At 69.9% G+C, this 1,749-nt stretch carries 3 protein-coding genes; 2 read left to right on the forward strand and 1 reads right to left on the reverse strand.

Going from position 1 to position 1,749, the window contains the following annotated elements; genetic code table 11:
* Window positions 1-598, forward strand: a 598-nt coding sequence (locus RCJ92_RS15780) for a siderophore-interacting protein (RefSeq protein ID WP_446755107.1), incomplete at its 5' end; no start/stop codon positions are given.
* Between the two features lie 147 nt (window positions 599-745).
* Here the strand turns inward: RCJ92_RS15780 and RCJ92_RS15785 are convergent.
* Window positions 746-1,135, reverse strand: coding sequence for a MarR family winged helix-turn-helix transcriptional regulator (locus RCJ92_RS15785; protein WP_249354491.1), 390 nt, complete (start codon window positions 1,133-1,135; stop codon window positions 746-748).
* 167 nt (window positions 1,136-1,302) lie between these two features.
* On the opposite strand from RCJ92_RS15785, the gene RCJ92_RS15790 reads away from it, so the two are divergent.
* On the forward strand, window positions 1,303-1,749 hold a 447-nt coding region (locus RCJ92_RS15790; protein ID WP_446755108.1), incomplete at its 3' end, for an ABC transporter transmembrane domain-containing protein.

Genomic DNA, 1,749 nt, shown 5'->3' on the forward strand with positions numbered 1-1,749 from the left:
CTACGTGGACGGGCACCTGCAGGGCGGGCCGGCCACCGAATGGGGCGCCGGGGCGAAGCTCGGGGACCGGATGCTCCTGCTGGGGCCGAACAAGGCGCTGAACGACGCCAGCTACGGCGGCATCGAATTCCGGCCCGGCAACGCCACCCGCGTGCTGCTGGTGGGCGATGAGACCGCCGCGCCGGCGATCTGCTCGATCCTGGAGGCGCTGCCCTCCACGGTGACCGGCGATGCGTTCATCGAGGTCCCGGAGGCCGGGGACATCCTGGGCACCACCACCGCCTCCGGGGTGTCGGTGCAGTGGCTGACCCGCGGCACCCAGCCGCACGGCAAGCTGTTGGAGTCCGCCGTGCGGGAGGCGGTGGCGATCCCCGCGGCGGGGGTGGTGCACACCAACGCCGACCCGGAGGACGTGGACATCGATTCGACGATCCTGTGGGAAACCGGCGGCGGCTCGGCCGGGCCGTTCTACGCGTGGATCGCCGGGGAGGCCTCCGCGGTCAAGACGCTGCGCCGCTACCTGGTCAAGGACGTGGGCATCGACCGCAAGCAGGTGGCCTTCATGGGCTACTGGCGCGAGGGGAAGACCGAAAACTAGGCTGCCACCCTCCCTTTTTCGACGCCAGACGGAGTTGCTGCCGGGGCAGGAGTGCGGATGTTCCGCGCTCCTGCCCCGCGGTCGTTAACCCGAACCCGGCGCGGATGCGGTGCGGTGCGGTGCGGTGCGCTGCGCCAAGGGGCGTGCCTAGCAGTCGTCGTCGATCAGCGCGGTGAGGATCCGGGCCAGCTGGGCCTGGTCCGCCGGGTCCAGCCGGGCGAAGAAGTCGTTCATCTGCACGCGGCGGTCCTCGCGCAGCACGGCGCTCAGTTCCGCGCCGGCCGGGGTCAGGCTGATCAGCCAGGCGCGGCGGTCGGCCGGGTCCTGGGTGCGGCGCACCAGCTGCTTGTCCTGCAGCTGGTCGACCACCTCGGTGGCCGAGCGCGGGGCGATGCGCAGCTGTTCGGCCAGTTGGGAATTGCGCAGCCCGCCGGGGCTATCCCCACCCTGGCTGGCGCGGGCGAGCAGCATCATCGCCCGGGACTGGTGCGGGGTGATGCCGTGCGGGTCCAGGGCCAGGCGTGTCTGCCGCCTCACAGACCGGGCCGCACGGTGGAAGAGGGAGGCCAAGTCGGGCTGTGTTTTCGCATCGGGCATGGATTCAGAATATGGCAGTGCCGCCAAGAAATTCAAGATGCAGCCACATAGTGAGGTTACCTCTGTTATTATTGGGTGGTAAGTTTTCCCGCACCCAGGAGGCGGACATGAGCCAAACCCATCGGGCAGCGCCCCGAACCGAGCGCGCCGGCGGATCCAACCGCGAACGCAAGCTGCGCCAGGACCGCGCCCAGCTTGAGCAGCACCCGGTCTCGCTGCGCCGCATCGGGGCCCTGTTCGCCCCGCACCGCGCCACGCTGATCGTGGTGGTGCTGCTGATCGTGGCCTCCTCGCTGATCGGGCTGGCCCAGCCGTTCATCGTGCGCGAGCTGATCGACCACGCCATTCCGCAGCAGGACGTGCGCGCGCTGGTACTGGGTGCCGCCGGGCTGGTGGGGGTTGCGGTGATTACCGCGCTGTTCGGGGTGATCCAGACCTGGCGGGCCACGCTGATGGGGCAAAAGGTCATGCACGGGCTGCGCACCTCACTGTTCAGCCACCTGCAGCGCCAGTCGCTGGCGTTCTTCACCCGGTCGCGCTCCGGGGAGGTGCAG

The organism is Glutamicibacter sp. BSL13 (genome assembly GCF_052928425.1).